Genomic DNA, 16,992 nt, shown 5'->3' on the forward strand with positions numbered 1-16,992 from the left:
GATTTTTTTGTATTGCTTTTTTTATATTGTTTTATTTTTTCAATGAAAGCTATATCAATACTACGGTAAAAAACACTTATGAGCAAAAACTAAAAACACTCAATGATGTTTTACAATTTCAGTTATTAGATACACTAAATTCCAATAATATCAAGCAATTTGCCCTAGAAACTAGAGCAGATTTTATCATTAAACAAAATGATGATATTTTTTCATCATTAAAAGATTATTCTTATTTTTTAAATCACTTTGAGTCTAATTTTACTCATGATTTTTATAAACAAAAAGAAATTTATTTTAAAGCTTATGCTTATAAAAACTATCAATACATCATCATTGTATATCCTAAAATACACTCTTTGGTGCAAAATTTTTGGATTAAGAATATTATTATTTTTTCTTTCTTTTTACTTGCACTTGTTGCGTTTTATTTTGTTGCGTTTTATTTTTTCAAAAATTATTTTCAAGAATTATTATTGTTTGTTAAAAGTATCAAATCAAATACTAATTTCATTTTAAAATATAATTTCGTTTATGAATTAAAAAATTTAAATTTACGCTTATTGAAAATTAAAAAATTACTCATCAAGCAAGAATTAAAAAACAAAAAACAAGCTAAAAAAATTCAAACCAAAAACACCCAACTAAGCAATGTAATCAGCGCTATATCACATGAACTTAAAAACCCTATAAGCGTTATAGATTTGAGCTTGCAATCTTTAAAAGAAACTAATGATGAAAATATGAAATTATTTTTACTTGAAAAAATTCACAAACAAAGCGTAAAAATCAACCAACTAACACACAAACTCAATTTTGTTTTTAATCTTAATTTTGATTCTTTAAATTTAGAAAAATTCGACCTATATGCTTTAAGTAAAAATTTATTAGAAAGTTTTAGAGATGATAGGTTGAAAATCCAAGGCCAAACAAGCTTTGTCAAAGCGGATAAATTTCTCATAGAGCAAGTCATCATTAATCTAATAGATAATGCCCTAAAATACAGTAAAAAAGAGGTGCTAATCATTGTAGAAAATCAAAATTTTACTATCATAGATCAAGGTGTAGGCATAGAAGAAAAACACCTTAAATTTATAACAAAAAAATTCTACAAAGCAAACTCGACACAAAATAACTCTTTTGGATTAGGATTGTTTTTAGTTAAAAAAATACTCACTTTGCACAAAAGTTCTTTAAAAATTCAATCTAACCCACAAAAAGGTAGTATTTTTTCTTTTAGTATTAGCTAATCACTCTCTTAAAAAACCATATTCATAAATTTTTGGTTCGATTTTTTTAGCTAAAACATTTAAAGCTAAATTCAAATCACTAAGTAAAATTTTATAATGCTCATCTTTTGCTTTGCTAGGCATATTCATCTTTCCTTTTTCATCTCTACCTTGAAAAAATTCTTTTATATCATACAAAGAAGCATTTACTAAATACCCTGCCTTTTCTTTATGTGTGTGATAATACTTAAAAAGTTCTTTGCCTGCTTTTAAAAGCTCTTTTGCTTCATTAGAAAATTCCACCTTATCTAATGTATCATCAAATAAAACATCTTCATTTTTTATCTTGCCATTTATAAATTTATACATAAAATCGCTCTTAAATGCTTCTTGAGTAATGCCTAATTCTTTCTCGCTAAAAGGTATGAAGTGATTTACACCTTCTTTTGCACTTATATAATTTTGTCCATGAAAAAGCATAAAAGCAAGACAATCACTTTGAAATTCTTTGTCGTTTTGATATGCTTTGTTTGGGTATAAAAACTGATCTCTATTATTTAGCCAAGTAGCTTTTATAGCATGGCGTACTGAAAAATAAACTGCGGTATCAATAAGGTTTTTTTGATTTATATTTTGAAAAATTAAATGCGCTGTCCCTTTCTGATTTAAAATTGCAACATGGTTATTTTGTTGAAAATCAGGTGCATCGGACATCAATACACCTATTCCATTATCTTTAATATTAAATTTTCTAAGCCATTTATTTATACTTTCTTTTTTATCGTTATAAAAATTTTTCTTACCTAAAAAATTTCCATTTTCATTAAACACATCAAGCCTTACCTTTTTAAGCTCATCTTTTTGACTCATATCCCATATTAAAAATCCTATAGGAAATTTTCCATTTACATTATCAAAAGTATAAGAAGGTGTTATGAAGCCTTTTAAAAATTTAGCCTTAAAAGTTTCTCTAAAATCATCAAAATTAGAACTATTTACATATTTTAAAGTAGAAAAAGTAGCTAGCATAGCTCCATCGATCTCACAATATATTCTTATATAAAATTGTGTAAAAAGTTCGTTGTTAGCTTTACCTAAGATATTTTTGTATTTTTCACAAATTCTATTTTCTCTTGCTACTTTTGCCTTGTGAATACCTGTTTTTGTAGCAGTTTTTGAATTTCCTGCTTCTGCATAAGGCGGGTTTATAAAAATGATAAGTTTTTTGCGTTTGTTTTCATCTTTTAAAATTTCTTGTAAATTTGAAGGTAGTTTTGATTTATAAATAACATTGCCTTTATCATCTACTTTATCAAAAAATTCATCATTTAAAAAGTCAAATTGAAAAACATGATTTTCAAATAAATTTGCACCATTTTTTATACGCTCATGTATCACATCAACATCTGCTTTATCTATGGTAGAGCAAAAAACATTTTTTGCATTTGTGAAATTTGCTAGTAAATTTCCTGTCCCACCAGCACAGTCCCATATATAGTATTTCTCTTCATAGTCTTTACCTAAAGCCTTTGATAAATACTCACAAGCCTTATCTACCCAAATTCTTGGAGTAAAAAACGCCCCCTTTCTTTCTCTAATGTCTTGATCTACAAGCAAATCCCTACGCTCTATCATATAATCCCAAAATTCCTCCAAAGGCGGACGCTCATAAATAGCCCAAAAATCTTTATGTGCTTTTTGATTATCTTTAAAGCCCATTTTTTCTGTAGCGATAGAGCCTAGATCTGTCTTTTTGGCATTAAATTCATAATGATCTTTATTTAAAATAGCAAAAAGCTTTTCTACTATGGTTTGATTTTCGTTTGAGAGTAAATCAGCTAGGTAAAAGTCCGCATCGATAATGCCGTTTTTCTTTGCTAAATCCCAATCTATACTTATGCTTTCTTTTACGCTTTTGCTCCATTTGTGATATATGCTTACAAAGTTGTTTTTGTCGATTTTAAATTTGCTTATGTTTTCGTTTGTTAAATTTTCTTTTATGAAATTTTTTAATTCTTCATCATTTTTCTCATAGTAAAAAATCAAAGCTTCGTTTAAAATTTCATCTAATTCTTTTAAAAGTTTTAAAAACTGCTCACTTGTGTGTTTGCTAGCTGCTACACCCCAAACCCTATCATTTTGATAAAAAATTTCTTGAATTTTATAATAAGGTAAAAATGCGATTTTTCAGCATCAAATGCACCTATTAAAGCAGGTGTTTGCATGGTATGAAAACTTCCATTTTTTATAGTCATAATGAGTTGAATAAATGATTTTTTAATATCACTTATGCCTTGCTTAGCTTCAGCCCAAAATAAATTAATCTCGCCTAAGTCTTTGTGCTTTTGCGTGATGATAAAATCTATCTTAGAACCAACTATAGAAAATTTTGAAAAATACGCTTCACGCACTTTGTTTTTTAAAGTTTCTTCATCTACTTTTAACCATTCTTGCATTTTTAACCTTTGATAATAAATAAATTTGCAATTTTAAACAAAAGAATATTATTTTTCAATTATTTTTTTATTCTCATAGATTAAAATATCTTATTTTATAAATCATTAATATAAAATTTAAAGGTTTTTTATGCAAAATAAAGATGATGTTTTCTTTTTCGGTGCAGGTTTTTCAAAATCACTAAATAATTCTTATCCTACTCTTGCTGAATTATCAAAACATTTCATAGAACAAGGACATATTTATAATAATGAGAAAATTTATCAAGAAAATATAGAACAACTATTGACTTATCTTATATCACCATTACCCTTTAAAACAAAGGAAGAAATTTTAAGAGATGAAGCTTCTTATCTTGAAAAGATAAATATAATTAATTCTTTTTTTATTAATTTGCACAATGTTAAAAGTATAGATATAAATAATGAAGACATTAAAATATTATCAAAATTTATCAATCAAAATAAAAATACCTGTATAACGCTAAATTATGATTTATTACTCGAACAAATATTATCTAAAGACACTCTTTATGAATGTTTTTATAAATTTCCAATTAATAGTTTATCATCAAGAGGAAGAGAACTACATCATAGAGTATTTACTCCGTTAAAGGATGATCTGTTTAAACAACATACACCAGAAATTATAAAGTTACATGGCTCTATTAATTGGTATCATAATCGTTCTATTTCAAACAGTCAAATATATATTTATGATAATCAACGTGCACCAGAGTATTATTTAGATATGTTAAAAATAGATATGCATCCATTAATTATTCCACCTATACTTGATAAAACAAGCAACTATAACCATACAATTATACAAGCTCTTTGGATGAAAGCATTTAACGCGATAATCAAAGCAAAGAATATTTACATTTATGGTTTTTCTTTTCCTTTAAGTGACTTGTCCATAGTTTATCTTTTTCAAAAAGCATTACAATTAAATAAAAATAATTACACAATATATATAATAAATACAAATAGAAACTTAAGTAGTAAAAAGAAAAGATATATTGACATATTTGGAGAAAATAAATGTAATTTTGAATTTTGTTGTGAAAATAATTTCAAAAAATTTACAAAATATTTATCTCATTATATAAAAGAAGATCCAAGTGATGAGTTAGAAAAATTATTAAAAAGTTAAAATTAAATGATATTTTAAACTTTAAAATATATCATTATAAAATCATTATTAAAAAAGGAGAAAAAATGCTTTCAAAAGAAGTAGTGGCTTTATTAAACGAGCAAATCAATAAAGAAATGTATGCAGCAAATTTGTATTTGAGTATGAGTTCATGGTGCTATGAGCATAGTTTTGATGGTGCTGGGGCGTTTTTGTTTGAGCATGCAAGAGAAGAAAGTGATCATGCAAGAAAACTCATCACTTATTTAAATGAAACTGATTCTAAAGTAGAGTTAAAAGAAGTTAAAAAACCTGATAGTGATTTTAAATCATTACTTGATGTGTTTGAAAAAACTTTCGAGCATGAGCAAAGCATCACTGCTTCTATTAACAATCTTGTAGATTTTATGCTTTCAAGTAAAGATTATTCAACTTTTAATTTCTTGCAATGGTACGTAAGCGAACAGCACGAAGAAGAAGCGCTTTTTAGAGGTATAGTAGATAAAATCAAACTCATAAGCGATAATGGCAATGGCTTATACATGGTAGATCAATACATCAAAAGCTTAATCAATAAATAATTTTTTAGCTTCCATAAATTTGGAAGCTAAATATCTTTTAATTTAAAAGAATTCTTGCAAAATAAAAGTAAATTTGCTAAAATACTTTTTATTTAAAAGGATTTTTATGCAAATGAATGAAATTACTGATAAACTTAAATTTATACTCCAAAAAGAAGGCATAAAAAACGCCAAAGATTCTGATGTAGCTAAAATGCTAAATATCAATCCTGATACCTTTTATAGTATGAAATTTAGAAATTCCATACCTTATAAGCAAATACTTCATTTTTTAAATGAAAGAAATATCAATATCAATGCATTTTTTTACGAAGATTCTCTCGAGAATAATACTCCAACACTTGATCTAAGCTATAATGTTTTAAAATATTATGATGTTAATGCTTCTATGGGAGGTGGGGCTTTAAATGATAATGTGAGTTTTTCAGAAGTGATTATAGATGAAAAACTAAGTGATTTTTTTGGCTCTAAAGATTGTGATATCATCCCATGTATAGGCGATAGTATGGAACCTGAAATCAAAGATGATTCTTTGTGTTTAGTAGATAAAAGTAAAAACTTTAAAGAAGGCGGGGTTTTTGCGGTAAATACTCGAGATGGTTTGTTTATCAAACAAATTTTTAAAAGTAATAAAGGCGGAGTTTATCTACACTCTTTTAATCTAAGTTATGCAGATGTTCATTATCAAAATGGTGATTTTTTAATCGTGGGTAAGGTAGTGGGGACTATTAGTAGAATTTAATATTTAACAAACAACTTCTTTTTTTATAAATAATAATTTTTATTATTTAAATTAACAAAAAATAAATATAGATATATTTTTAAGTTAATTTTTATTAAAAAATAGTCAAAATTATGTTTTAAAAGTTAATAGATAATAAATAAGAGTATTTTTATCTTTTAACAAACTACATGAAAGGGAAGTTATGAAACACAAATTAGCTAAGGTTGCTACCTATGCCTGTCTAGCTTTAGGCATAAGTTTGAGTTCGCAAGCTTTTGCTTCTTCAGAGCCTAGAACCCTTGATGGATATGTAGCTCAAGAAGATGCATTTTTTGACTATCTTTACAAACACCACCCTATTTTTAAATATGAAAAAGAAGGGCGTTTGGTAGGTAAATTTACCCATAGTGATAGAACTGAAAACTGGGTTGTAAATCAAAATGGAGCTAAATTTGCTGCTGAGCATGATTTAAAATAAGCTTCTATTACTTATCGTTTGCCTTATGAGTCTTTTTTGGATTTTCCAAATAAATTTGTAGGTCCAAAAAAATGCGGTGAGTTTCACCCTACTCAATATGCTTCTTGGGAGCGTTCTCGTCATGCAAAAACAGTGCGTTTCCCACATGAAATGGAAGAAGTTGGTGGAGCTGAAGGTTTAAAAAAACCTATGTATAACTCTCAAGCTACTATTTTACCTGATGGAATTTATCCAAATGATGTTTATGCTCTCATTGGAACACCAAGAATAAAATATGGTTTTATAGATAGATGGCTTGTGCGTGGAACTTACCATGTTAAAGATGGAAATTTGAGTGATTTAAGTGGTAAATTAACAGCAGGAGGTAATCAATTCTCAAGACTTTGAAGTGAGTTTTTAACCCCTGAAATGGTACAAAAAATAGCCGCATTTACACCTAGTTTTCCTACTAAAATGGAAGATTTTAGAGGAAATGGCTCTCAAGTATGGGGAACAAACTCTTATGCTACAACTTATAAAGAAAAAGCAGTTTTCCAGCCTGCTACTGTATATTGTGAAGCCTGTCATACTTTTAAATTTGATTTTAAAAGTAAGGAAGGCACTAGGTAATCCAAAAGAACTTCAAAAACATACTATCTCAAAAGGTATTACTTGCGAGGAATGCCACGGGGCTGGAGCGCATCTTTATGGAGCAAGAGGTGCGGGTATGCCATCAAATTGCGAAAGATATCATCAAAGATTTTCATATAATGAAACCGATGCTAAAATCAACCCTAGAAAACCTTTCAACGCATATTTTAAATCAAGTTGTCCTGCGTGTGGAACAGAAGGTGCTCAAATGTATTCTTCAGCACACTATGATAAAGGCATGAGATGTAACACTTGTCATGATCCACATGAAGTAACTTTTAATGATTGGAAAAGCGGTTATACTAAAACAAAACTTAAAAAAACTTGTAAAGATTGTCATGAAACTCAAGCAAGCTTTTTCAAAAAAGGTGGAATTCATGCAAAAGATAATTGTACAGCTTGTCACATGCTAAATATGATGAGTTGTGAAAACTTTGGAGCGGTTTAAAACCCTGATAAAGGTGGTTTTGACAATGTTAGAGCTTCACATATTTGGAATATCAAAGTAGATAAAACAGCAAAAACACTTAATTCGCCAGAAAGCAAAGAAAGATCGCCTAAAGTTGGTGGTTGGACTATAGCTAGAGATGATGAAGGTAGATTTTTCCTTGATTTAATGTGGAGTTGTGGTAGAACTAGTTTTAGTGATATTAATCTAATGGGTCCTGGTGCAAGTGGTTGTCACAGTCCTGTACAATCAACCTTACCTGAAAAACTTCACTTTAGTAATCAAGAAATGATTTATGATAAGGTAATGGAATGGCAAAACCCTGTTAAAGAAGGTTACGAGAAAATTAGAAAAGGCATAGCAAATATTGATAAAACTTTTGCTGAAAAAACCAAACTTTCAGTAGAGCAAAAATCAAAAGTACTAAGCCTAACTAATCAAGCTCAAGCTATAGCTGATAGACTAGAAAAAGATGGTTCTTGGGGTGTTCATGGGCCTGCTTATTCTAAGAAAATCATAGAAGAAGCTTTAATTTATATCCAAGAAGCACAAAATATCCTAAATGGTAAATAAAAACAAAGGAAGAATGAAAAATTCTTCCTTAAAATAAGGAGTTAGTCTTGAAAAATTTAATCACTCGACTTTTTATTGTCCTTTTTACTCTTTTTATGCCATCAGGATTTATTTTTGCTGAGACTAATGGATAAATAGGCTCAATAGAAGGTTTAAAAAGTATTAGCTTAGCACAAGCTCAAGAAATGCTAGATCAAAACAATACTTATTTTTTTGATGTCAATTCAGAGCAAGATAGACAAGCTAATGGCTATATGCCTAATTCCATATCAACCTATGTGGAAAATTAGCAAAATTATTACCTAATGATAAAAATGTAAATTTAGTATTTTATGGTTTAAATCGTTTTAGATTTGAAGCTTCTCAAGCTGCTGCAGTTGCTATAGAACTTGGCTATAAGAACTCTGTTGTAATGCTTGATGGCGTTGAATCATGGGCAACATCAGGTAGAAAAGTTGAAAAAATTATTGAGTTTAAAAACACTATCCACTCAAGATTTAAATTTAGCAATACCCCATCTTGTCGTGATTGTCATGCTCAAAAAGGTAAAGGTATTAGAGCTGATATTGCAGCAAGTAAAAACTTAATCAATCAAAAATGCGTAACTTGCCATGAAAAAGCAAGCAATGCTTTAGCAAAAAGCGCTCATGGGGTGCAAGAATTCTTACCTACTCAAGATATATAAAAGAAAAAAAACCATCTTGTGCGACTTGTCACTCTGTTTATATTACCCCAAAACATTCAGGAATTTATTCACAAAAACAATTAGTCGATCAAAAATGCGCACAATGCCATAAACAAAAAAGCACGACTTTTCATATGACTTTCCATGGTAAAGGTATGGTATTAAGTACACCAGGTGAAACACTTGTTCTGATTGTCATGGTTTAAAATCAAGTGAAAGAAGCTCAACTCTCTCGCCGATTAACCGTGTTCAAACTTGCAAATCATGCCACCCAAATGCAAATGAAAATTTCGTAAATTGGATGGCACATGCTGATCATAGCGATGGCGAAAAATACCCTGGATTACATGGTGCTTATATATTCATGACTATTTTAGTGATTTCTGTATTTGTTTTCTTTGAAGCCCATACTATACTTTGGTGCTTGCGTTTAATTGCTATGCGTATAAAATATCCTAAATAATGGAAAGAAGTAAGAAAAGCAGCACATGAAGATAAAGTAAGAGTAAGAAGATTTAGCACTTTCCATAGAATTCAACATTTCTTTATGGCAACTAGCTTTTTGGGTCTTGCATTCTCGGGCTTACCGCAAAAATTCTATGATTCAGCGCGGGCTAAATCTATGATTGATTTAATGGGCGGAGATATCATTAACGCTGCAACCATACATCATATTTCAGCTATAGTAATGTTTGCAGTATTTTTCTCTCACATTGGAGAAATCATCATTGTAAATTGGAAACGCCGTGATGTAGCAAGGGATCCAATAACTGGCAAAATAAGCTTTATGAAAGTTTTAAAAGCTACTTTTGGGTATGATTCTTTAATGCCAAATTGGCAAGATTTTAAAGATATGAAAGATCATTTTAAATGGTTTTTTGGTTTTGGACCAAGACCGCAATTTGACCGCTGGACTTATTGGGAAAAATTTGATTATCTAGCAGTATTTTGGGGTATGTTTATCATTGGTATTTCAGGGCTTATTTTATGGTTTCCTGCTTTCTTTGGTAAATTTTTACCAGGTGAAGCAATCAACTTAGCAACCCTACTTCACTCTGATGAAGCTTTACTTGCTACAGGATTTATTTTTGCAATTCACTTCTTTAATACGCATTTTAGAGCAGATCGATTCCCTATGGATATGGTGATTTTTTCAGGAAGTATTAGTGAAGAAGAGATTAAACAAGAAAGAAGCGTATGGTATAAACGCTTAAAAGAAAGTGGAAAATTAAGCACTTTATATGAAAATAAAAGTAATTTCAAAGCATATCAATGGCTAGCTAAACTTGCAGGATTTGCAATGCTAATCACTGGTTTGGTATTTTTATTTTTAATGCTTTATACTTTCTTTAACACTATCTTATAACCTTATTCGCTATAATAGCGAATAAGGACTTTTCTTAATTTTTTCAAGGATTTTAAATGTTTAAAACAATACTCTCATTTAGTTTTTTAAGTATTTTTTTTATAGCTTGTTCTAATGAAGAAAAACTTGATTCTAATTTAATCTCAAGCGGTACACAATTTTCTAAAGAAAATTTACAAAAAGCAAATGATTTAGATAAAAAATCTTATGAAGAAATAGCCTATTTATTTAAAGATAATACAAATATAAAAAGTGATGATAAAAACATTTTAATCATTTTCAGCGCAAATCACTGTCTTTATTGTGATAAATTAAAAGAAGAAATTAAAAATGATAAAAAAACACAAGAACTTATAAAAGACAAATATAGCTCATATTATATAAATATAAGCTATAAAAAAATTCATACATTTTATAAAAACCATAAAAGTGACTTAAGTACAGCTGAACTTTCTAGTATTTATGATATAGTGGCCACCCCTACTATTGTAATTTTAAACAAAAACAGCCAAACTTTGCTAAATTATCCTGGTTTTATTAGCGCAAAAAGATTAAGTGCTACAATGCAGTTTTTAAACCAAAAGGAAAATCAAAATTTAGACGAAGCGACCATAGCACAAAAACTCATACATTTTTATAAAGAAAATAATATTTAAGGGTTAAAATGCAGTATTTTTTCTTTTGCGATGAGTTTTTTACTAATGAGCATATATGCCATAGCTTGCGCTGTGGCAACCTTTATAGAAAATGATTTTGGTATTAGCGCGGCTAAAGCTTTGATTTATAATAATGCTTGGTTTGATATGTTACATTTGTTACTAGGTTTAAATTTAATCGGAGTGATATTTTACAACAAGCTTTTTCAAAAGAAAAAATACTCTATCTTGCTTTTGTATTTATCTTTTATAGTGATTTTAATCGGCGCTAGACTTACTAGATATTTTGGCTTAGAAGGCGGAATGCATATAAGAGAAAATCAAAGCTCGAGTACCATAGTTACTAGAGAAGAATTTATAAAAATTACTGATTTTGATGCTAATGTTAGTTTTGAATTTCCTATTAGCTTTACCCCGCTAACTCAAAAGCATTTTGAAAAAACGATTGACTTAAATGGCGAAAAATTGATCATAAGCTCTATCAAATACACTCCACAAAAAGATTCTATTACACCTGCTAGCTTAAAATTAAATATTAATTATCAAAAAGCAAATACACAAATAATCTTAAATCCAAATTTTACAAACAAACAAGCAGTGCATTTTAACTTACAGGGAAAAGATTTTACTATCAATTGGGGGCCAAGAGAAATTAAACTTCCTTTTGCGTTACACTTGAAAGATTTTATACTAGAGCGTTATTTAGGTTCTATGAGTCCATCTTCTTACACTTCAAAAATTCAAATCATAGATGAGCAAAATAATATTAATCTAGCTTATGATATTTTTATGAATAATGTTCTTGATTATGGTGGATATAGATTTTTTCAAAGCTCTTATGATCAAGATGAACAAGGCACTATACTCTCAGTCAATAAAGATCCTGGTAAAATTCCTACTTATATAGGTTATGCTTTATTGATTTTAGGATTTTTATGGGTTTTATTTGATAAAAACTCAAGATTTCATCGTTTAAGCATTTATTTAAAAAAAGGCCAAAGTTTTGTATTGTTTATTTTGCTTTTTGCAAATTTACAAACTCCGCTTTTTGCACAAGAAAATAAAAATGAAATTTTAAATTTAATCTCAAATTTGCAAAAAATTCCTATGAACATTCTTTAAATTTTGCAAGATTACTTGTACAAGATCATAATGGTAGAATCAAACCTTTAGATACTTTGGCAATGGAATTTGTTTATAAAATCACTCAAAAAGAAAATTTTTTAAATCTTCACTATGATCAAATTTTTCTAGCAATGATGATTTATCCTAAAGAATTTAGAAAAATCAAAATGATAGCTACAAAAACAAGTAAGCTAAGAGAATTAATAGGCGCAGATATAAATGAAAAATACATAGCATTTGATGATGTGTTTGATAATGGGGTATATAACTTAGTAATTATGTTGAGGAAGCTAACCGCAAAAAGCCCTCACTAAGAACTAGCTTTGATAAAGATTTGCTAGCCTTAGATGAAAAAATAAATCATGCATATTATATTTATAGTGATCAAGCTTTAACTATTTTTCCTGATATTAATGAGCAAAGTTTAAAGTGGTATTCTCCGGTGCAAATTTTACCTTTTGCAAAAGAAGATGTAGAGCGTTTACAAATGCTTTTAGTTAACTATTTTTTACAAGTTCGCAATGGTATTGAAAATAGTCAATGGCAAGATGCAAATGAAATTTTACAATCTTTAAAAGATTTTCAAAATCACTATGGAAGCAGTGTTTTACCGTCAAAAGAAAGATTAGATCTTGAAATACTGCTTAATCATTATAATATCTTTGATAATCTAACTTTTGTTTATATTAGCTTTGCATTAGTGTTTTTCTTTTTAAGTTTTTATACTATATTAAAAAATATTTCTTTATCTGCCTTTGTGTATAGATTTTTTTACATCATTTTAAGTATATGTGTAATCATACATGCACTAGCTTTAATCATTCGTTGGTATGTAGATGGGCATGCTCCTTGGAGTAATGCTTATGAAAGTATGATTTATATAGCTTTTGCTTGTGCGATAAGCGCTGTGATATTTTTTAGAAAATCACTCTTGGCTTTATGTGGTGCGAGCTTTTTAGCAGGTATTTCACTTTTTGTAGCTCATCTTGGCTTTATGGATCCTCAAATTGGAAATTTAATACCTGTTTTAAAATCATATTGGCTTAATATTCATGTTTCTATTATAACAGCAAGCTATGGATTTTTAGCACTTTGTTTTATTGTAGGAATTTTAAGTTTATTTCTTTTTACCTTAAGAGGTAAAAAGAAAAACATAGATTTAAACATTACCAAACTACACTGCGTTAATGAAATGTCTATGATAATAGGGCTTGCAATGCTTACAATAGGAAATTTTTAGGTGGAGTTTGGGCCAATGAAAGCTGGGGAAGATATTGGGGTTGGGATCCAAAAGAAACTTGGGCTTTGATTTCTATTGTAGTTTATACCATGGTATTACACTTAAGATTTATTTTTAAAGCTTATTTTATTTTTGTTTTTGCAAGTGCTAGTATTTTGGCCTTTTATAGTATATTAATGACTTATTTTGGAGTAAATTTTTACCTTTCTGGGCTTCATTCTTATGCAAATGGCGATGCTTTTCCTATACCAACTTTTGTGTATGTTTTGATTGTAAGTGCAGGAAGAAAACGGGATTTAAATACGCCTAGTTTTTAAACTAGGCTTTACTTTTTTCTATTTCTTGAAGTGCTAGAATAAGATCTTTTAAATTTTCATAAGGAATATGAACTTTCCAATCTATTCCATTTTCTTTTTTTAAAGTCACACCTATACTTAAGACATCATTGCTTCCTATACCATAAGGATTAGAAAGATTACAAAGACTTATTTCTCCACTTTTACTACCATGTAATTCTATAGTTTTAAATACTTTTTTACTCATGTTTATCCCTAAAAGCTGTGATAATTTTTGCTTGAAATTTCAACCAATCTTTTTGGAGCATAATAGGAAAACCACCATAAACCCTAGCACCTTCTAAATTTTTAGTGACCCCACCTCTTGCAGCTATAGTAGCAAAATCTCCTATTTCTAAATGCCCACTTGTAGCACTTTGTCCACCCATAGTGACATTTTTACCTAAAATACTTGAGCCTGAAATTCCACTTTGAGCCACTATAAGACAATTCTCTCCTACTTCACAATTATGCCCTACTTGAACAAGATTATCAATCTTTGTGCCTTGCTTTATGATAGTGCTTTCAAAAACCGCTCTATCAATAGTCGTGCAAGCTCCAACTTCTACAAAATCTTCTAAAATAACATTCCCATTATGATAAATCTTATAATGCTCGCCATTTTTTGTATGCGCATAACCAAAGCCATCACTACCTATAACGCAATTTGCCAGTAAATGACATTTTTTACCTATTTTAGTGTCATTATAAATCACAACATTTGGATGGATTATAGTATATTCACCTATACTTACATTATCACCTATATAAGCTCCTGCCATTATCACTACATGATCAGCTATTTGGACATTTTCACCTATATAAACATTTGGCATAATCTTAGCACTTTTAGCGATTTTAGAATTTTTCTTTTCACTAGAAATTAAAGGTTTAGCAAAAAGCTTACTTAAAAGTGCAAAAGATAAATGTGGATTATCAACAACTAACTTAATACAATCTTTTGAAACTAAATTTTCAAATTCTTTTGAGATTAATATAGCCCCAGCTCCACTACTTGCAATTTTTTTAGAGTTTTTTTCTCCATCGCAATAACTAAGTTCAGTAAAACTTGCATTATTTAATGAATTTAAAGCTGTAATTTCTATATCATCTCCACAATATTCTATACCTAAAAATTTAGCAATTTCACTAATTTTCATTTTACCTCCATTAAAATAGAACCACTTCTAACTACACTAATAGGATTATACTTTTTCATAGTTTTTAAAAAGTTATCGATATTTTTTGCATTATCACTTGCCATTACTATAATAAACTCATCATCACTATAGGTTACACTGCCATTATAAGCTTTTAATATAGCATCTAAGCCTGCAAAATTTTCATTTAAAGCAATCTTTACCAAAGCTGTTTCTTTTTCTATAAAATCACTAGAATCAATTACCTTATAAGTAGGTATGAGTTTATGAAGTTGTTTAATAATTTGCTCAAAAACTTTTTCATCACCTAAAGTGACAATATTTATCCTTGAAAATTCTTTATCATCAAGTGGTGCAACTGTAAGAGATTCTATATTATAACCACGTCCTGAAAAAAGTCCAACAACGCGTGATAATACCCCATGCTCATTTAATACAATGACAGAAATTACTCTTCTTTTCATTTTTTATCCTTGTTTTTATAGCTAGGTAAAATCATATTATAAATTGCTCCACCTGCAGGTACCATAGGTAATACATCTTCATAACGATCTATGGATACATTTAAAACACAAGTTTTTTTAGATTCTAAGGCTGCTTTGAAAGCTTTTTGAAATTCTTCTTTACTAAAGACATTATAACCCTCACAATGAAAACCTTTAGCAATAGTGACAAAATCAGGCTGGATTGTTAAATCTGTATTAGAAAATCTTTCTTTATAAAACATACTTTGCCATTGTCTTACCATGCCTAAAAAAGAATTATTTAAAATGATATTAATCACTTTGATTCCATAAGCACTTGCTGTCATTAGCTCTTGTATATTCATTAAAAAAGAACCATCACCTACAAAATTTACCACCACTTCTTCACCCACAGCTAATTTAGCTCCAAGCGCAGCTGGTAAAGAATACCCCATAGTTCCTTGCCCACCACTTGTTGCAAGTTGTCTTGCGTAATTAAACGGATAAAATTGCGCTACCCACATTTGATGTTGCCCTACATCAGTAATTATCCTTGCATCAGGAGCTAATCTAGCACATTCTTCTATAACCCATTGAGGTTTTAAAACTTCATCACTGTCTTCATAGATTAAAGGATATAATTGCTGATATCTTTGTAAAGTTTTAAACCATTCTTGATATTTTGTATTATCAAAACTTTCTTTTTTTAATTCTTCTAAGGTATCTAAAATAACACTTTTAATATCGCCAACTATAGGAAAATGCGCTTCAATAATTTTAGAAATAGAGCTTGGATCTATATCAATATGAACGATTTTTGCACCCTTGGCAAACTCACTTGTTTTACCAGTAATCCTATCATCAAACCTAGCACCCACAGCAATGAGTAAATCACACTCACTTAAAGCAATATTTGCACAATAACTCCCATGCATGCCTGCCATTTTTAAATTAAGCTCATCATCACTTCTTAAAGTTCCTAGAGCCATCAAGGTTTCAACTGCAGGAATTTGACAAAAATGAATTAATTCTCTTAATTCATCACTAGCATTAGAAGCTATACAACCTCCACCTAGGTAAAATAAAGGCTTTTGAGCATTTTTAATCAAACTTACTAATTTCTTAATTTGCTTGATATTTCCTTTATAGGTTGGTTTGTAAGTTTTCATAGAAATTTCTTTAGGATAATGCCATTTACCTATAGCAGCAGTAACATCTTTAGGTATATCAATATGCACAGGCCCTTTTCTACCTGTTGTAGCAATATAAAAAGCTTCTTTTAAAATTTTAGGTAATTCTTCGATATTTTTCACTAAATAATTATGCTTTACACAAGGTCTTGAAATACCTATAGCATCGATTTCTTGAAAGGCATCAGTTCCTATTAAAGAATTTGCAACTTGAGCTGAAATTAAAACCAAAGGTATAGAATCACTATAAGCAGTAGCTAAACCTGTAACTGTATTGGTAAAACCAGGCCCACTTGTAACTACTGCCACACCAACCTCACTACTCATTCTAGCATAAGCATCAGCGCTATGTAAGGCCGCTTGCTCATGTCTTACTAAAATGTGTTTAAAATGAGTTTGCTTATAAATTTCATCATAAATATTTAAAGCCGCACCACCAGGATAACCAAAAACTACTTTAACATTTTCTTCTTTTAATGCTTCACAAATCATTTGCGAGCCATTTAGCTCTTTCATT

Annotated in this window: 12 protein-coding genes and 3 pseudogenes; 10 read left to right on the forward strand and 5 right to left on the reverse strand. The window is 29.3% G+C overall.

Going from position 1 to position 16,992, the window contains the following annotated elements:
* Positions 1 to 26 precede the first annotated feature (26 nt).
* Positions 27 to 1,250: a sensor histidine kinase gene (locus CAMP18498_RS01460; RefSeq protein WP_337196992.1), complete on the forward strand. Its 1,224-nt coding sequence runs from the start codon at positions 27 to 29 to the stop codon at positions 1,248 to 1,250.
* Here CAMP18498_RS01460 and CAMP18498_RS01465 read toward each other — a convergent pair.
* Positions 1,251 to 3,685 (reverse strand): annotated as a pseudogene (locus CAMP18498_RS01465) (hypothetical protein).
* Positions 3,686 to 3,815: 130 nt separating this feature from the next.
* Here CAMP18498_RS01465 and CAMP18498_RS01470 point away from each other — a divergent pair.
* From CAMP18498_RS01470 to ccsA, 9 genes and pseudogenes are all read left to right on the forward strand, one after another.
* A complete protein-coding gene (locus CAMP18498_RS01470; protein WP_263683658.1) occupies positions 3,816 to 4,841 on the forward strand; it encodes an SIR2 family protein in 1,026 nt (341 codons plus the stop codon).
* A 65-nt stretch (positions 4,842 to 4,906) separates the two neighbouring features.
* Positions 4,907 to 5,401, forward strand: a complete 495-nt coding sequence (gene ftnA, locus CAMP18498_RS01475; protein WP_012661514.1) for a non-heme ferritin — start codon at positions 4,907 to 4,909, stop codon at positions 5,399 to 5,401.
* 106 nt (positions 5,402 to 5,507) lie between these two features.
* A complete protein-coding gene (locus CAMP18498_RS01480; protein WP_337196995.1) occupies positions 5,508 to 6,143 on the forward strand; it encodes a S24 family peptidase in 636 nt (211 codons plus the stop codon).
* 184 nt (positions 6,144 to 6,327) lie between these two features.
* Positions 6,328 to 8,254: pseudogene (locus CAMP18498_RS01485) on the forward strand (cytochrome C).
* A 412-nt stretch (positions 8,255 to 8,666) separates the two neighbouring features.
* The gene (locus CAMP18498_RS01490) at positions 8,667 to 8,939 is read left to right on the forward strand and encodes a hypothetical protein (RefSeq protein WP_337196997.1); all 273 of its coding nucleotides are present in this window, start codon (positions 8,667 to 8,669) and stop codon (positions 8,937 to 8,939) included.
* 301 nt (positions 8,940 to 9,240) lie between these two features.
* On the forward strand, positions 9,241 to 9,402 hold the full coding sequence (locus CAMP18498_RS01495) for a hypothetical protein (protein ID WP_337196999.1): 162 nt from the start codon (positions 9,241 to 9,243) through the stop codon (positions 9,400 to 9,402).
* An 84-nt stretch (positions 9,403 to 9,486) separates the two neighbouring features.
* The gene (locus tag CAMP18498_RS01500) at positions 9,487 to 10,305 is read left to right on the forward strand and encodes a formate dehydrogenase subunit gamma (protein WP_337197000.1); all 819 of its coding nucleotides are present in this window, start codon (positions 9,487 to 9,489) and stop codon (positions 10,303 to 10,305) included.
* A 56-nt stretch (positions 10,306 to 10,361) separates the two neighbouring features.
* Positions 10,362 to 10,961 carry a SoxW family protein gene (locus tag CAMP18498_RS01505; RefSeq protein WP_337197001.1) on the forward strand — a complete coding sequence of 200 codons (600 nt, stop codon included), beginning with the start codon at positions 10,362 to 10,364 and terminating at the stop codon, positions 10,959 to 10,961.
* A gap of 30 nt (positions 10,962 to 10,991) precedes the next feature.
* Positions 10,992 to 13,643 (forward strand): annotated as a pseudogene (ccsA, locus tag CAMP18498_RS01510) (cytochrome c biogenesis protein CcsA).
* 1 nt (position 13,644) lies between these two features.
* Here the strand turns inward: ccsA and CAMP18498_RS01515 are convergent.
* The 4 genes from CAMP18498_RS01515 to CAMP18498_RS01530 are packed head-to-tail and all read right to left on the reverse strand — an operon-like array spanning position 13,645 to position 16,991.
* The gene (locus tag CAMP18498_RS01515) at positions 13,645 to 13,869 is read right to left on the reverse strand and encodes a hypothetical protein (RefSeq protein ID WP_337197003.1); all 225 of its coding nucleotides are present in this window, start codon (positions 13,867 to 13,869) and stop codon (positions 13,645 to 13,647) included.
* Entirely contained in the window at positions 13,862 to 14,821 is a 960-nt protein-coding gene (gene lpxD, locus CAMP18498_RS01520) for a UDP-3-O-(3-hydroxymyristoyl)glucosamine N-acyltransferase (protein WP_039641518.1), read from the reverse strand. Before lpxD ends, CAMP18498_RS01515 begins: the two co-directional genes overlap by 8 nt.
* A complete protein-coding gene (gene ilvN, locus CAMP18498_RS01525) occupies positions 14,818 to 15,285 on the reverse strand; it encodes an acetolactate synthase small subunit (protein ID WP_039628356.1) in 468 nt (155 codons plus the stop codon). Before ilvN ends, lpxD begins: the two co-directional genes overlap by 4 nt.
* Entirely contained in the window at positions 15,282 to 16,991 is a 1,710-nt protein-coding gene (locus tag CAMP18498_RS01530; RefSeq protein ID WP_337197006.1) for an acetolactate synthase large subunit, read from the reverse strand. Before CAMP18498_RS01530 ends, ilvN begins: the two co-directional genes overlap by 4 nt.
* Position 16,992 lies beyond the last annotated feature (1 nt).

The sequence above is a fragment of the Campylobacter sp. W0066.2 genome (assembly GCF_024723515.1).
In the GTDB taxonomy this organism is placed as follows: domain Bacteria; phylum Campylobacterota; class Campylobacteria; order Campylobacterales; family Campylobacteraceae; genus Campylobacter_D.

Bases quoted from the DNA above. Each gene is read 5' to 3' on its own strand.
- ilvN (WP_039628356.1), bottom strand. From the start codon at position 15,285: ATGAAAAGAAGAGTAATTTCTGTCATTGTATTAAATGAGCATGGGGTA.
- CAMP18498_RS01470 (WP_263683658.1), top strand. From the start codon at position 3,816: ATGCAAAATAAAGATGATGTTTTCTTTTTCGGTGCAGGTTTTTCAAAA.
- CAMP18498_RS01505 (WP_337197001.1), top strand. From the start codon at position 10,362: ATGTTTAAAACAATACTCTCATTTAGTTTTTTAAGTATTTTTTTTATA.
- CAMP18498_RS01480 (WP_337196995.1), top strand. From the start codon at position 5,508: ATGCAAATGAATGAAATTACTGATAAACTTAAATTTATACTCCAAAAA.
- CAMP18498_RS01490 (WP_337196997.1), top strand. From the start codon at position 8,667: ATGCTTGATGGCGTTGAATCATGGGCAACATCAGGTAGAAAAGTTGAA.
- lpxD (WP_039641518.1), bottom strand. From the start codon at position 14,821: ATGAAAATTAGTGAAATTGCTAAATTTTTAGGTATAGAATATTGTGGA.
- CAMP18498_RS01500 (WP_337197000.1), top strand. From the start codon at position 9,487: ATGGCAACTAGCTTTTTGGGTCTTGCATTCTCGGGCTTACCGCAAAAA.
- ftnA (WP_012661514.1), top strand. From the start codon at position 4,907: ATGCTTTCAAAAGAAGTAGTGGCTTTATTAAACGAGCAAATCAATAAA.
- CAMP18498_RS01530 (WP_337197006.1), bottom strand. From the start codon at position 16,991: ATGAAAGAGCTAAATGGCTCGCAAATGATTTGTGAAGCATTAAAAGAA.
- CAMP18498_RS01515 (WP_337197003.1), bottom strand. From the start codon at position 13,869: ATGAGTAAAAAAGTATTTAAAACTATAGAATTACATGGTAGTAAAAGT.
- CAMP18498_RS01495 (WP_337196999.1), top strand. From the start codon at position 9,241: ATGGCACATGCTGATCATAGCGATGGCGAAAAATACCCTGGATTACAT.